Source organism: Micromonospora sp. WMMD723, from assembly GCF_049863385.1.
GTDB lineage: Bacteria > Actinomycetota > Actinomycetes > Mycobacteriales > Micromonosporaceae > Micromonospora > Micromonospora wenchangensis.
Window position 1 is genome coordinate 554,248 of record NZ_JBMKNR010000001.1, and the last position, 13,231, is coordinate 567,478.

9 protein-coding genes are annotated in these 13,231 nt (G+C 72.7%); 3 read left to right on the forward strand and 6 right to left on the reverse strand.

The genetic code is table 11. From position 1 onward, the window contains the following. Positions 1 to 49: 49 nt before the first annotated feature. From ACN261_RS02510 to ettA, 3 genes are read right to left on the reverse strand one after another with little or no spacing between them, the layout of a single operon-like run. Positions 50 to 745, reverse strand: coding sequence for a hypothetical protein (locus tag ACN261_RS02510; protein ID WP_421483780.1), 696 nt, complete (start codon positions 743 to 745; stop codon positions 50 to 52). Beyond that, the gene (locus ACN261_RS02515) at positions 742 to 1,188 is read right to left on the reverse strand and encodes an acyl-CoA thioesterase (RefSeq protein ID WP_421483781.1); all 447 of its coding nucleotides are present in this window, start codon (positions 1,186 to 1,188) and stop codon (positions 742 to 744) included. Before ACN261_RS02515 ends, ACN261_RS02510 begins: the two co-directional genes overlap by 4 nt. Positions 1,189 to 1,190: 2 nt before the next feature. Continuing rightward, on the reverse strand, positions 1,191 to 2,867 hold the full coding sequence (ettA, locus tag ACN261_RS02520) for an energy-dependent translational throttle protein EttA (protein WP_425848201.1): 1,677 nt from the start codon (positions 2,865 to 2,867) through the stop codon (positions 1,191 to 1,193). Positions 2,868 to 3,209: 342 nt separating this feature from the next. On the opposite strand from ettA, the gene ACN261_RS02525 reads away from it, so the two are divergent. Together ACN261_RS02525 and otsB are read left to right on the forward strand one after the other, a co-directional pair. Continuing rightward, a complete protein-coding gene (locus tag ACN261_RS02525; RefSeq protein WP_088646585.1) occupies positions 3,210 to 4,610 on the forward strand; it encodes an alpha,alpha-trehalose-phosphate synthase (UDP-forming) in 1,401 nt (466 codons plus the stop codon). A gap of 41 nt (positions 4,611 to 4,651) precedes the next feature. After that, entirely contained in the window at positions 4,652 to 7,213 is a 2,562-nt protein-coding gene (gene otsB, locus ACN261_RS02530; RefSeq protein ID WP_421486904.1) for a trehalose-phosphatase, read from the forward strand. 96 nt (positions 7,214 to 7,309) lie between these two features. Here otsB and cobA read toward each other — a convergent pair whose 3' ends face one another. From cobA to cobC, 3 genes are read right to left on the reverse strand one after another with little or no spacing between them, the layout of a single operon-like run. Continuing rightward, positions 7,310 to 8,629, reverse strand: coding sequence for a uroporphyrinogen-III C-methyltransferase (cobA, locus tag ACN261_RS02535; RefSeq protein WP_421483783.1), 1,320 nt, complete (start codon positions 8,627 to 8,629; stop codon positions 7,310 to 7,312). Then, entirely contained in the window at positions 8,626 to 9,795 is a 1,170-nt protein-coding gene (locus ACN261_RS02540) for a nicotinate-nucleotide--dimethylbenzimidazole phosphoribosyltransferase (protein ID WP_425853554.1), read from the reverse strand. Before ACN261_RS02540 ends, cobA begins: the two co-directional genes overlap by 4 nt. Further along, on the reverse strand, positions 9,795 to 10,928 hold the full coding sequence (gene cobC, locus ACN261_RS02545; RefSeq protein WP_421483784.1) for an Rv2231c family pyridoxal phosphate-dependent protein CobC: 1,134 nt from the start codon (positions 10,926 to 10,928) through the stop codon (positions 9,795 to 9,797). The genes ACN261_RS02540 and cobC overlap by 1 nt, the downstream gene beginning before the upstream one ends. Before the next feature lie 167 nt (positions 10,929 to 11,095). On the opposite strand from cobC, the gene ACN261_RS02550 reads away from it, so the two are divergent. Beyond that, positions 11,096 to 13,228 carry a transglycosylase domain-containing protein gene (locus tag ACN261_RS02550; protein WP_425848205.1) on the forward strand — a complete coding sequence of 711 codons (2,133 nt, stop codon included), beginning with the start codon at positions 11,096 to 11,098 and terminating at the stop codon, positions 13,226 to 13,228. Positions 13,229 to 13,231: the final 3 nt, after the last annotated feature.

Here is a 13,231-nt window from a genome sequence, read left to right on the forward strand (position 1 = left end):
TTGAGGCACCCCCCCAACGGCAGCCCCAGCCCGGAAGAATGAGCCGGGGTCATACTTTCGGCTGATCCCGCGCCGGACGAATTGCGAGATCGGAAACTTTCCGCGACCAGGCGGCTCCGTATGGTCCCACCAGACCGACCCACCGGCCGGCCACCCGGACCTGGACCTCCCCCGCCGCGGTGACCTCGGCCGGGCCGAGGAACCCCATCCGGACCAGCCCCTGCACCAGTCGTTGGGTGATCTCCACCGGGTCGGCCGGATCGGCGTCGGGAGTGACGGTCACCGCCACGTGGTCGAGCAGCGCGTCCCGCAGTACCCGCTGGCCCACCGCGCGCCCGCGTACCCCCTCGGTGGCGGCGGTGCGCAGGGTGCCCGCCGCGGCCTCGGCGATGCGCCGCAGCTCGGCGGCGGGCAGCACCTCGACCGGGCGGCTCACCACCGGGGGCAGCGGCCACCGCCACCGCTCGTCGCGGCCGGGCGGCAGCGCGGTGTCGGCGTCGGCCAGCCGGGCCAGCAGCTCGGCCGCTTCCACGGTGACGTCGGCCGGGGCGGCCCCGGCCACCGTCCGGACCACCAGCACGTCCCACGGCAGCCGGGCCCAGAGCGCGGTACGGCCGACGCCGGGCAGCGGGCGTAGCCGGACCACCGTGGCCGGGTCGAGGCGGACCAGCCGGGCCAGGAAGGCCCCCGCGTCGTCCGCCCCCACCAACCCGTGCTCCGGCCGGACGGTGGCGCCGCCGTTCACGCCGCTCCGCCGGTCGGGGCCCACGACTCCAGGAAGGCCCGTTCGTCGTCGCTGATCCGCCGGGGTCGCTTCTCCACCAGATCGAACGGGACCAGCACCGAGCGGGCGGTGCTGGCCAGCACGTCACCGTCGTACAGCTCGTAGGCGACGGTGAACGAGGCGGCCCGGATGCGTTCCACCCACAGTTCGATCCGGACCGTCGGCGCGGCCTGGGCGGTGGCCCGGCCGAGCGCGTAGTCGACCGGGCGCAGGTAGTCGACCTCGTGCCGGCGGATGACGACCCCGTCGGCGAACGAGCCGACCCCCCACGCCTTGCCACCGGCGAACATCAACGCCACCCGCGCCTCCTCGTACAGGGTGAGGAAGCGCGAGTTGTTGACGTGGCCGTACGCGTCCAGGTCGGACCAGCGCAGGGTGCAGTGGTAGACGAAACGGTCCGCCATGCTCAGTCGCGGGTCAGCTTGCGGTAGGTCACCCGGTGCGGCCGGGCCGCCTCCGCCCCGAGCCGGTCGACCTTGTTCTTCTCGTACGCGTCGAAGTTGCCCTCGAACCAGAACCACTTCGCCGGGTTCTCGTCGTCGCCCTCCCAGGCCAGGATGTGGGTGGCGACCCGGTCGAGGAACATCCGGTCGTGGGAGATGACCACGGCGCAGCCGGGGAACTCCAGCAGCGCGTTCTCCAGGCTGGACAGCGTCTCGACGTCGAGGTCGTTGGTCGGCTCGTCGAGCAGGATGACGTTGCCGCCGATCTTGAGGGTCAGCGCCAGGTTGAGCCGGTTGCGCTCGCCACCGGAGAGCACCTTGGTCGGCTTCTGCTGGTCCGGCCCCTTGAAGCCGAACGCCGCGATGTACGCCCGGGACGGCATCTCGACCTTGCCCACCATCAGGTAGTCGAGACCGTCCGAGACGACCTCCCAGACGGTCTTGTCGCCGTTGAGGCCCTCCCGGTTCTGGTCGACGTACGACAGCGAGACGGTGGGGCCGACCCGGACCTCGCCGCCGGTCGGCTGCTCCAACCCGACGATGGTCTTGAACAGGGTGGTCTTGCCGACGCCGTTCGGGCCGATGATGCCGACGATGCCGTTGCGCGGCAGCGAGAACGACAGGTCGTCGATGAGCAGCCGGTCGCCGAAGCCCTTGCTGAGGTGGTTGGCCTCGATGACCGTGCTGCCCAGGCGCGGGCCCGGCGGGATCTGGATCTCCTCGAAGTCCAGCTTGCGGGTCTTCTCCGCCTCGGCGGCCATCTCGTCGTAGCGGTCGAGCCGGGCCTTGGACTTGGTCTGCCGGGCCTTGGCGTTGGAGCGGACCCACTCCAGCTCCTCGGTGAGCCGCTTCTTCATCTTGGCGTCGCGGCGGCCCTCGACGGCCAGCCGGGCGGCCTTCTTCTCCAGGTAGGTGGAGTAGTTGCCCTCGTACGGGTACGTCCGGCCGCGGTCCAGCTCCAGGATCCAGTTGGCCACGTTGTCGAGGAAGTACCGGTCGTGGGTGATCGCCATGACGGTGCCGGCGTACTTGGCCAGGTGCTGCTCCAGCCAGGAGACGCTCTCCGCGTCCAGGTGGTTGGTGGGCTCGTCGAGCAGCAGCAGGTCGGGCGCCTCCAGCAGCAGCTTGCACAGGGCCACCCGGCGGCGCTCCCCACCGGAGAGCTGGGTGACGTCGGCGTCCGGCGGCGGGCAGCGCAGCGCGTCCATGGCCAGTTCGAGCTTGGAGTCGATGTCCCAGGCGTCGAGGTGGTCCAGCTCCTCCTGGAGCCTGCCCATCTCCTCCATCAGCTCGTCGGAGTAGTCGGTGGCCATCTGTTCGGCGATGGCGTTGAACCGCTCCAGCTTGGTCTTGGTCTCGGCGACCGCCTCCTCGACGTTGCCGAGCACGGTCTTCGCGTCGTTGAGCGGGGGCTCCTGGGCGAGCATCCCGACGGTGTAGCCGGGCATCAGCCGGGCCTCGCCGTTGCTCGGCTTGTCCAGCCCTGCCATGATCTTGAGGAGGCTGGACTTACCGGCGCCGTTCGGGCCGACCACACCGATCTTGGCCCCCGGCAGGAAGTTCAGCGTCACGTTGTCGAGCACGACCTTGTCGCCGTGCGCCTTGCGCGCCTTTTCCAGGACGTAGATGAACTGGGCCACGGTGCGGGGTACCTCCGTCGGTTACTGTCGCGCGTCGGTTACGGTCGCGGGCTCGCGGGTGCGTCGGCGCGGGCTCCGACCTCCACCCGCCGCCGGCCGGGAGCCGGCCACGCGCACGCCGTCGTCAATCCTGACAGGTACGGCCGGCCGCGCCCACATCACCCCGCCCGGTCCGGTCCGCGCCGGGTCCGCCACCGCTGAGCTGGTGATGTTGACAAGATCACGGTACGGGTTCAGCGGCCGTGGGACGGGTAGGTAAGTCCGGCACGGGGTCCCAGACGCCGCAGCTACGCTCAGTACGCTCATCGCGGTGGACCCGTCAGCACCCGGAGGTGGCCGATCGTGACCGTCCGTAGCTCCTTTGTCGTTGTGGCCAACCGACTGCCGGTCGACGAGGTGAGCACACCCGAGGGACGACAGTGGCGGCGCAGCCCAGGCGGGCTGGTCACCGCGCTGCACCCCGTCCTCGCCGAGCACCGGGGCACCTGGGTCGGCTGGGCCGGTGGCACCGGCGCCGCCCCGGAGCCGTTCGATCTGGAGGGCATCCGGCTGCACCCGGTGCCGTTGAGCGCCGAGGAGTTGGAACGTTACTACGAGGGCCAGTCCAACGCGACCATCTGGCCGCTCTATCACGACGCGGTCGAGACCCCCGCCTACAAGCGCCGCTGGCGGGAGGCGTACCGGCTGGTCAACGCCAGGTTCGCGGAGGCGGCGGCGGACGTCGCGGCCGAGGGCGCGACCGTCTGGGTGCAGGACTACCAGCTCCAGCTCGTCCCGGCGATGCTGCGCGAGCTGCGGCCGGATCTGAAGATCGGCTTCTTCCTGCACATCCCGTTCCCGCCGATCGAGCTGTTCATGCAGATGCCGTTCCGCACCGAGATCCTGCGCGGTCTGCTCGGCAGCGACCTGGTCGGCTTCCAGCAGCGGCTGGCCGCGCAGAACTTCGTCCGGCTGGCCCGGCACCTGCTCGGGCTGCGCTACGAGGGGCAGATGATCCAGGTCGACGGGCGGCAGGTGAAGGCCGGCGCGTTCCCGATCTCCATCGAGACCAAGGAGATGGAGCGGCTGGCCGAGGACCCGGCGATCCAGGCCCGGGCCAAGCAGATCCGCGAGGAGCTGGGCAACCCGAAGACGATCATCCTGGGCGTCGACCGGCTGGACTACACGAAGGGCATCGAACTTCGACTCAAGGCCTTCCGGGAACTCCTTGCTGACGGAAAGTTGACAGTTCCGGACGCGGTTATGGTGCAGGTGGCCACCCCCAGCCGGGAGCGCGTGGAGCACTACCAGGCACTTCGGGTCAAGGTGGAACGCGAGGTTGGTCGGATTAACGGCGAATTCGGCAGGGTCGGCGTGCCGGCGGTGCATTATCTGCATCAGTCGTACAGTCGCAGCGAACTGGCCGCGATGTACGTCGCGGCCGACGTGATGATGGTGACCCCGCTGCGAGACGGAATGAACCTGGTGGCCAAGGAGTACGTCGCATCGCGCGCCGACCAGGGCGGTGCGCTCGTGCTCAGTGAGTTCGCCGGCGCCGCCACCGAGCTGCGCCAGGCGTTCCTGTGCAATCCGCACGACCCCGACGCCGTCAAGGACGCCCTCCTGCGGGCTGTACACGTAGAGAAGCCGGAGGCCCGTCGACGCATGCGGATCATGCAACGTCATCTGCGCACCCACGATGTGGGGCACTGGGCGAAGTCCTTTCTGACCGAGTTGGGCGCACCGGGGACGGAGGCCGAGTGAACGCCCCCACCGCCGAGATCATCACCCCCGCCGCCGGGACGATGGACCCGGAACTGCTCGCCGCGATCGGACGCATCGCCCGCGTACCACAGCTCCTGGTCGCCTGCGACTACGACGGCACCCTCGCGCCGATCGTGGAGGACCCGAGCAAGGCCGTGCCGCTGCCCGAGTCGGTCGCCGCCGTCCGGGCGCTGGCCTCGCTGCCGCAGACCACCGTCGCGGTGGTCTCCGGACGGGCGCTGCGCGACCTGGCCGCGTTGTCCCGGCTGCCCAACGAGATCCACCTCGTCGGCAGCCACGGCTCCGAGTTCGACATCGGCTTCGTCGAGCGGCTCTCCCCCGAGCTGGTCGCCGTGCGCACCCGGCTGCGCGACGCGCTGCGCGAGATCGCCCAGTCCCACCCGGGGGTCCGGCTGGAACGCAAGCCGGCCAGCGTCGCGGTGCACACCCGCGGGGTCGACCCGCAGGTCGCCGCCGCCGCCGTCGAGGCCGTCCGCAACGGGCCGGCGACGTGGGACGACGTCACCGTCACCCAGGGCAAGGAGGTCATCGAGCTGTCGGTGGTCGCCACCCACAAGGGCACCGCGGTCGACCAGCTCCGCACCCAGCTCTCGGCCAGCGCGGTGCTCTTCATCGGCGACGACGTCACCGACGAGAACGCCTTCGGCACCCTGCGCGGCCCCGACCTGGGCATCAAGATCGGCCCCGGGGACACCCAGGCGCACCACCGGGTGGCCGAGCCGATCGAGGCGGCCCGCGCGCTGGGCCTGCTGCTGGAGACCCGCCGGCACTGGCTCTTCGGCGAGCGGGCGGTGCCGATCGAACGGCACTCGATGCTGGCCAACGGGCGTACCGTCGCGCTGCTCACCCCCGAGGCCAAGGTGAGCTGGCTCTGCCACCCCAAGCCCGACTCGGCGGCGATCTTCGCCGACCTGGTCGGCGGCAGCCCGGCCGGGCACTTCACCGTCGGCCCGGAGCGCGGCGGCATCCCGCTGGGCCAGCGCTACCGCAACGGCACGATGACCGTGGAGACCCGCTGGTCGGGGCTCACCGTCACCGACTGGCTGGACCTGCCGGCCCGGGAGACCACCCCGGACGGTCCGGCCGTCATCACCGGCGACTCCACGCTGGTCCGGGTGCTCACCGGCTCCGGCCGGGCCCGGATCGAGTTCGCCCCGCGCCCGGAGTTCGGTCAGGTCGCCACCCAGCTCCAGCCGATGGACAACGGCCTGCTGGTGCTCGGCTCCAACGAGCCGGTCGCGCTCTACTCCCCCGGGGTGGCCTGGCAGGTCCGCAACGACGGCGGGTACGAGACCGCGCACGCCGTGGTCGACCTCTCCGCCACCGGCGGCCAGGTGGTGCTGGAGCTGCGCTTCGGCACGCACAGCCTGGAGGACCACGCGGTCGCCATCCACGACCGGCAGGCCAGCGCCGAGCAGCCCTGGAAGGAGTGGGTGGCCTCACTGCGGCTGCCCGCCACCGCCCGGGACCTGGTCGCCCGCAGCGCGCTCACCCTGCGTGGGCTCTGCCACGAGGCGACCGGCTCGATCCTGGCGGCGGCGACCACCTCGTTGCCGGAGGAGCTGGGCGGCGTCCGCAACTGGGACTACCGGTACTGCTGGCTGCGGGACGCGGCGATGACCGCGCGGGCCCTGGTCGACCTCGGCTCGATCGAGGAGGCCGAGGCGCTGCTGCGCTGGGTGGACGGCTGCATCGAGCGCACCGGCGGGCACCCCGAGCGGCTGCACCCGCTCTACACGGTCGACGGCTACGAGCTGGGTGCCGAGGCGGTCATCGACACCCTGCCCGGGTACGCCGGCTCCCGGCCGGTCCGGGTCGGCAACCTCGCCAACCACCAGCTCCAGCTCGACGTGTTCGGCCCGATCGCCGACCTGATCGCGGCCGTCGCCGACGCCCGCGGTTCGGTGCGCGACGACGAGTGGCGGGTGCTGGACAACATGGTCGAGGCGGTCCGCCGCCGCTGGCACGAGCCCGACCACGGCATCTGGGAGGCCCGCCTCCCACCCCGGCACCACATCTTCTCCAAGGTGATGTGCTGGATGACCGTCGACCGGGCCCTGCACGTCGTGCGTCAGCACGGTGGCGAGGACAAGCCGGAGTGGGTCGAGCTGCGCGACCGGATCGGCGCCAACGTGCTGGAGAACGGCTGGCACGAGGAGGTCGAGGCGTACAGCGTCGCGTACGGCGACGAGGACATGGACGCCTCCTCGCTCTGGATCGGGCTGTCCGGCCTGCTCCCGGGCGACGACCCGCGTTTCCTCTCCACCGTGCTCAAGATCGAGGCGGATCTGCGCAGCGGCCCGGTCGTCTACCGGTACCACTGGGACGACGGGCTGCCGGGCCGGGAGGGTGGCTTCCACATCTGCACGGCGTGGCTGATCGAGGCGTACCTGCGCACCGGTCGGCGTACCGACGCCGAGGAGCTGTTCGCCCAGATGGTCGACACCGCCGGCCCGACCGGGCTGCTCCCCGAGCAGTACGACCCGCTGGCCGAGCGCGGGCTGGGCAACCACCCGCAGGCGTACAGCCACCTCGGCCTGATCCGCTGCGCCCTGCTGCTGGACAACATGCTCAAGCAGTAGCTCGACTCCAGTTGGGCCGATGTAGCGGTATCCGCGACACGGGATACCGCTACATCGGCCCACAAGGGGTGGATCAAGCCGGACGGCCCGGCAGGGTCAGGGCGTCAGGGCGTCGACCACGTCGCCGATCACCACGATGGCCGGGGGCCGCAGCCCCGCCGCGACCACGTCGGCCGCCACCGCACCGAGCGTCGACCGCAGGCTGCGCTGACCACCCGTGGTGCCCTCCTGGATCACCGCGACCGGGGTGGCCGCGTCCCGGCCGTGCCGGGTCAGGGTGTCGGCGATGGCGGCCAGGTTCTTGAGCCCCATCAGCACCACCAGGGTGCCCCGCAGGCCGGCGAGGGCCTCCCAGCGCACCAGGGAGACCGGCGAGTCCGGGGCGACGTGGCCGGAGACCACCGTGAACTCGTGCGCCACCGCCCGGTGGGTGACCGGGACACCGGCCGACGCCGGCACGGCCACGGCGCTGGTCACCCCGGGCACCACGGTCACCGGTACGCCCGCCGCCGCGCAGGCCAGCAGCTCCTCCCCGCCACGCCCGAAGACGTACGGGTCGCCACCCTTGAGGCGTACCACCACCTTGCCGGCGAGCGCCCGGTCGACCAGGATGCGGTTGATCTCCTCCTGGGCGCGCGACGGCCCGTAGGGGATCTTCGCGGCGTCGACCAGCTCGACGTCGGGGCGCAACTCGTCCAGGAGCAACCCGGGCACCAGCCGGTCGGCGACCACCACCTCCGCCTCGGTGAGCAGCCGCCACCCCTTCACCGTGATCAGCTCCGGATCGCCCGGCCCCGCGCCGACCAGCGACACCCGACCGACCGGGCCACCCGGCCGGGTCGCGGCGTCACCGGACCCGGCCGGTGTCGGCTCCGGCGGGCCCGCGAGGGGCGCGTCCGCCACCGGTTCGCCCGGGTCGGCTTCCCCCGGGTCGACTTCCCCGGGGTCGACGAGGGGGCCCGTCCGGGCGGCGAGCAGCTCCCGGACGGCGTCGCGGACACCCATCGCCCGGTGCGGGTCTCCCCCGCCCAGCACGGCCACGGTCACCGGACCGTGCCGGGTCACCGCCGGGGTCCACGCGGTGGCCGCCGTCCGGTCGTCGGCCCGGACGCAGAAGATCCGCCGTTCGGCGGCGACGGCGCTGACCGAGGCGGCGGCGAGCGGATCGTCCACCGCGACCTGGACCAGCCACGCCCCGTCGAGGTCGTCGGGGGCGAACCGGCGCGGTCGCCAGTGCAGCCGTCCGGCGTCGACGTGCGCTTGCAGGGCCGGGGTCACCTCGGGGGCGACCAGCAGCACGTCGGCACCGGCGTCCAGCAGGGCGGGCACCCGCCGGCTGGCCACGGCACCGCCGCCCACCACGACCACCCGCCGCCCGGCGAGCCGCAGTCCGAGAGGGTAGGGGCTGGCGCTCACTTCTCGGAGACCCCCGCCGCGTCGAAGGTGGCCACCTCGTGCAGCACCCGGACCGCGCCGACGACCACCGGCAGGGCCAGCAGCGCCCCGGTACCCTCGCCGAGGCGCAGGCCGAGGTCGACGAGCGGGTCGAGGCCGAGGTGCCGCAGCGCCACGGTCGCGCCCGGCTCGGCGGAGCGGTGCCCGGCGACCATCGCACCGACCGCGTCGGGGGCGAGGGCGGCGGCGGCCAGCGCGGCGCTGACCGCGGTCACCCCGTCGAGCAGCACCGGCACCCGGCGGGCCGCCGCGCCGAGGATCAGGCCGGCCAGCGCCGCGTGCTCCAGGCCACCGACGGCGGCCAGCACCCCCAGCGGATCGGCCGGGTCGGGCCGGTGCCGGTCCAGCGCCGTGCGCACCACGTCGACCTTGTGCCGGTACGTCCCGTCGTCCACCCCGGTGCCCCGGCCGGTGGCCGCCTCCGCGGTGACCCCGGTGAACGCGGCGACCAGCGCGGCGGCCGGCGTGGTGTTGGCGATCCCCATGTCGCCGGTGAGCAGCACACCCGCCCCGGCGTCGATCAGCTCGCCGGCGACCCGGATGCCGGTCTCGACCGCCGCCCGCGCCTCGTCCCGGGTGAGTGCGGCGGTGACCGTCATGTCCCGGGTGCCGCGCCGCACGTTCGCGTCGAGCAGGCGCGGCGGTGCCGGGCTGGTGCCGGCCGGGGCGGGCACGGCGTCGCCGGACAGGACTGCGGCGGACGGGGCGTCGGTGGACAGGTCGTCGCCGGACAGGACCTCGGCGGACGGGGCGTCGGTGGGCGGAAACGGCAGTGGCGCGGCCACGCCGACGTCGACCACGGTGACCGAGGCGCCGGCCTGCCGGGCGAACGCGTTGACGACCGCACCGCCGGCCAGGAAGTTCCCGATCATCTGGGCGGTGACCTCCTGCGGCCACGGGGTGACCCGCTGGGCGTGCACGCCGTGGTCACCGGCGAAGATCGCCACCGCCGCCGGATCGGGCAACGGCGGCGGGCAGACCCCGGCCAGGCCGGCCAGGCGTACGGACAGCTCCTCCAGCGCGCCGAGCGAGCCGGCCGGCTTGGTCAGCCGGGCCTGGAGGTCCCGGGCGGCCGTCATCGCCACCGGATCGGGCGGGCCGATCTCCGCGATCGTCGTCTCCAGCATCATGCCTCCAGGATCTCCGCCAGTACCTCGATGAACGCGTCCGTGGTGGCCGGGTCGCGGACGGCGATCCGCAGCCAGTCCGGCCCGAGCCCGGGGAAGGTGTCGCCACGTCGTACGGCCCAGCCCCGGTCGCGCAACGCCTGGCGTACCCGGTCGGCGCCGGGCCGGTGGACCAGGACGAAGGCGCTGGCCGGGCGGCCCGCGACGCGTACCCCGGGCAGGGCAGACAGGCGGCGCACCAGGTGGTCGCGGTCGGTGGCGAGCCGGGCGGCGATGGCGCGCTCGGCGGCGACGCCGGTCGGTGACGCGACGGCGGTGGCGGCGGCCAGCGCCGGGGTGGACACGGCCCACAGCGGCTGGGCGGCGGCCAACCGCTGCAGCAGGGCTGCCTCGCCGAGCAGGTAGCCGATCCGCAGCCCGGCCAGTCCCCAGGTCTTGGTGAGGCTGCGCACCACCACCAGGCCGGGCAGGTCCCGGCGGGCGGCGAGCGACTCGGGTTCGCCGTCGACGCCGTCGACGCCTGTGGTGTCGGCGAACGCCTCGTCGACGACGAGCACCCGGCCGGGTCGGGCCAGGGCGGCCAGGGCGGTGGCGGGGTGCAGCACCGAGGTCGGGTTGGTCGGGTTGCCGATCATGACCAGGTCGGCGTCGGCCGGCACCCGCGCGGGGTCGAGCCGGAAGCCGTCGTCCGGGTCGAGCAGGAGCCGTTCGACCCGGTGGCCGGCGGCCCGCAGCGCTGCCTCCGGTTCGGTGAACTGCGGGTGCACCACCACCGGGCGGCGTACCCCGACCAGGGCGCGGGCGAGCAGCACGAAGCCCTCGGCGGCACCGGCGGTGAGCAGCACCTCCGCCTCCGGGCGGCCGTGCCGGGCGGCGACGGCGGCGCGGGCCGGCCGGGGGTCGGGGTAGCCGGCCAGGTCGGCGAGAGCGGCGGTGAGCGGGTCGGCCAGCCAGTCCGGCATCGGGTCGCGACGCACGTTGACGGCCAGGTCGACCAGGCCGGGGGTGGCCTCGGCGTCCCCGTGGTGGGCGAGATCCGGTTCGGCGTCGACGGCCGCCCCGGGCGCGGTCGCCGACCCGACGGCGGCTCCCGGGCCGGTCGACGGCTCGACGCCGGTCAGTTGCCCATGCATGTCCGCGATCCTGCCGGGAAGCCGGCGCAGGGGACAGTCGATCCCGGGGTGGTCCACATCACGGCACACCGGACGCTTCACCCACGGTCGCCGGTCCCGGCCGGGGAACGCCCGAGCGTTCATGAATTCTTCTCATGTACGAATCGGAAATGTCATAACTTGACCAGGTGAGCAATCGACCCCTTGCTGCCGTTGGTCGTTCCGTCCCTCTCCTGCGTGCCGGGCTGATCGCCGGCATCGTCCTCGCCGCCGTGGCGTACCCGCTGGCCGCCGTGACCGGCCTGGGTGCCAAGGCCACCGCGCACGCCGTGGAGCACAAGACGAACATCCTGCGCACCGCCCTGCCCGCCGAGACGTCCTACCTCTACGCGCCAGACGGCAAGACGATCCTGACGATGTTCTACGAGGAGTACCGGCAGTACACCAAGTTGTCGGACATGTCGCCGAACATCCAGCAGGCCATCGTCGCCGCCGAAGACAACCGCTTCTACCAGCACCGGGGCGTCGACCCGAAGGGCGTCGCCCGCGCCTTCGTGGCCAACACCCGCTCCAGCGGCGTCTCCCAGGGCGCCTCCACCCTGACGATGCAGTACGTCCGGATGGCGCTGCGGGACAGCGCGCAGACGCCGCAGGAGGTCCAGGAGGCCATCCAGCAGACCAGCCTGCGCAAGGTCAAGGAGATGCGGATGGCGCTGGACATCGAGAAGGAGTTGACCAAGGACCAGATCCTGGAGCGCTACCTCAACTCGGCGTACTTCGGCCACCGGGCGTACGGCATCTACGCCGCCGCGCAGATCTTCTTCTCCAAGACCCCGGCCACGCTCACCCCGGTCGAGGCCGCCACCCTCGCCGGCCTGGTCAAGTCCCCCTCCGAGTACGACCCGCTCAGCTCCGACCAGAAGGAGGCCACCGGCCGGCGCAACTACGTGCTCGACAAGATGACCCAGCTCGGCTACCTGTCCCCGGACGCCGCGGCGGTGGCCAAGAGCGAACCCATCCGGACCCGGCCCACCACCCCCGCCAACGACTGCGCCGCGATCCCCGGCGCGTACAACGCCTGGGGCTTCGCCTGCGACTACGTGAAGAACTGGTGGAGCGCGCAGCCCGCGTTCGGGGAGAACCGGCTGGAACGGATGGACAAGCTGCGCCGGGGCGGCTACCGGATCGTGCTCAGCCTCGACCCGAGGGTCCAGGCCGCCGCCGAGAAGAACGTCCGCGCCAAGGAAGGCGTCGACAGTCCCTTCGCCAACGGGATCGTGGTCGCCGAACCGGGCACCGGACGGATCAAGGCGATGGCGGTGAACCGCACGTACTCGCTCGACGTCGGCGAGAACGGCCCCAGCTCCAACCCCGAGGCCGACCCGAAGACCAAGGCGAACTACCCGAACACGGTCGCCCCGCTGCTCGGCGGCGGCACCCTCCCGGGCTACCAGGCGGGCTCGACGTTCAAGATGTTCCCGATGCTGGCCGCCCTGGACGCCGGGATGCCGCTGTCCACCGCGTTCGACTCGCCGTACCGGTACCGCTCGGCCGTCTACGACGGGTGGTCCCCGTCCAACGCCAGCGGGGCGATGACCGGCCGGCAGACCATGTGGTCCGGGTTCGGCAAGTCGGTGAACACCTACTTCGTCCAACTGGAGGAGAAGATCGGCGCGGACCGGGGGGTGCACCTCGCGGAACAGTTGGGCCTGCGCTGGCGTACCGACGTCGACAAGGAGCAGGCGTCACCCGCGAAGGCGAAGAAGTGGGGCGCGTTCACTCTGGGCGTCTCCGACGCCACCCCGCTGGAGATGGCCAACGCGTACGCCGCGATCGCCGCCGACGGGCGGTACTGCGAGGCGATGCCGGTCAACTCGATCACCAACCGGGACGGGACCCCGGCCACCTACCGGACCGCCGGTGGCATCGAACGGGAGGTCGCCAAGCCCCGGTGCCGGCAGGTGGTCAACGCCGACGCCGCCCGCGCCGCCACCGACGCCGCCCGCTGCCCCACCGGCGACACCCCGGCCAAGGGAAGCTGCGGCGGCTGGTCGACGGCGGACAGCGTGCGTCGCACCGTGGGCCGCCCGGTCGCCGGCAAGACCGGCACCACGGACAGCACCCGGTCGGCCTGGTTCGTCGGCTACACCCCGGAGCTGGCGGCGGCGAGCTTCATCGCCGACCCGGACAACCCGTTCAACGCCGTCGGTGACGGGCAGTCCCAGGTCCCGGTCAACGCCGTCGCCCAGACCCTGCGCGACGGCCTCAAGGGCACCCCGATCCGCCAGTTCACCCCACCGTCGGACGCCATCGTCGGCTGAGGC

Excerpts from the sequence above, each read along its gene's own strand:
- ACN261_RS02515 (WP_421483781.1), bottom strand. The coding sequence starts at position 1,188 with ATGGCGGACCGTTTCGTCTACCACTGCACCCTGCGCTGGTCCGACCTG.
- otsB (WP_421486904.1), top strand. The coding sequence starts at position 4,652 with ATGGACCCGGAACTGCTCGCCGCGATCGGACGCATCGCCCGCGTACCA.
- ACN261_RS02540 (WP_425853554.1), bottom strand. The coding sequence starts at position 9,795 with ATGCTGGAGACGACGATCGCGGAGATCGGCCCGCCCGATCCGGTGGCG.
- cobC (WP_421483784.1), bottom strand. The coding sequence starts at position 10,928 with ATGCATGGGCAACTGACCGGCGTCGAGCCGTCGACCGGCCCGGGAGCC.